Annotated in this window: 1 protein-coding gene and 1 pseudogene; both read right to left on the bottom strand. The window is 67.3% G+C overall.

The genetic code is table 11. The annotated features are described in order from the left end of the window. Positions 1–11: 11 nt before the first annotated feature. Positions 12–287 carry a hypothetical protein gene (locus ACRDSQ_RS03970; RefSeq protein ID WP_431418840.1) on the bottom strand — a complete coding sequence of 92 codons (276 nt, stop codon included), beginning with the start codon at positions 285–287 and terminating at the stop codon, positions 12–14. Beyond that, positions 262–1,196: pseudogene (locus ACRDSQ_RS03975) on the bottom strand (IS1595 family transposase). The gene ACRDSQ_RS03970 and the pseudogene ACRDSQ_RS03975 overlap by 26 nt, the downstream one beginning before the upstream one ends. Positions 1,197–1,198 lie beyond the last annotated feature (2 nt).

Raw genomic sequence — 1,198 nt, forward strand, 5'->3', positions numbered from 1 at the left:
GTCGCCGACGCTCATTCCTCGACGAAGGCCTGCGCCGACACCAGCTCGCCCGTGGCCGTCAGTTCGAGGCTCAAAACAATTGGCAGGCTGACGGCGGCCCCCTTGATCGGGGGGGGATCGGGGGAGAGGCGGAAGAGGGCGGTGTCTTCGAAAAACACACCGAACGGCTGCTTGGGGAATTGAAACGCGTCGGTGGCCGCATAAGGTTTTCCGCTGGTGAGGCCGATGCCGGAGGCCGATTGGAGGTTGGTAAGAACCCTTCTACCATCCGGTTGACTCAGCACCATGCAACCCGTGGTAGGTCGTGGGGCCATGAAGACCGGTGAGCCCGAGCAGCGACTGAAATGCCGCCATAGGCGTACGGCGCCTGTTGAACCGGAAGACAAACTCGTTGAGGTAGTGGGGCAGGTGTTTGCGGCTGACGCCGCGGTGAGTGCCCCAGACCCACGTCTTGAGATGAGTGAAGACCCGGTGGACCCGCGGAAACAACGCCGCGGCTGCTTTCGGCGCTCCTTGAGTCGTGGGCCGGTGGTCATACCCGCGCTGCTTGAGCGGGGCGTATCCCTGCCAGCCGTCCGTCCGGACCGTGCTCCCGGGCGCCACCGCGGTTTCGATGAACCCGACGAGAGACGGGCCCGACACGTCGGGCACAACCCCGAGCCGGATGCGGCCGGTGCCCCGGCCACGCACTTCGACCGCGGCCACGACGATCGACTTGCTGCTGTCGCGCCTCCGACCGCCGCCCCGGCCCTCTTCCACGCCGCCGAGATAGGTCTCGTCCACTTCGACCGTGCCGGCGATGCGGTCGCGCTCGGGTCGGATCATCGCGCGGCGGAGCTTCTGCAGCATGGCCCACGCGGTCTCATACCGTCCCAGGCCGAGCTGCCGTTGGAGTTGGAACGCGGAGAACCCCGGCGTATGCGTGGTCACCAGATAGGCGGCCCAGAACCAGTCGCGTAGCGGTACGCGCGCGTCCGATGCATCACGGTCCCCGCCGTGACCGAGACCTGGTAGCGACACGCGCTGCACTGCAGCAGCCCCCGGCCCGCCACCGGATACGCCGCCCCCTGTCCGCATCGAGGACACCGATACCCGTTCGGCCAGCGCGACTCCATGAGGTACCGCCGGCACGCGTCCTCCGAGGCAAAGCGCACCTGGAACTCGCCAAGGGTCTTCGGGAAGTCGGGACGAGGCATCC

It is taken from the genome of Actinokineospora sp., from assembly GCF_050699995.1.
Taxonomy (GTDB): Bacteria; Actinomycetota; Actinomycetes; order Mycobacteriales; family Pseudonocardiaceae; genus Actinokineospora.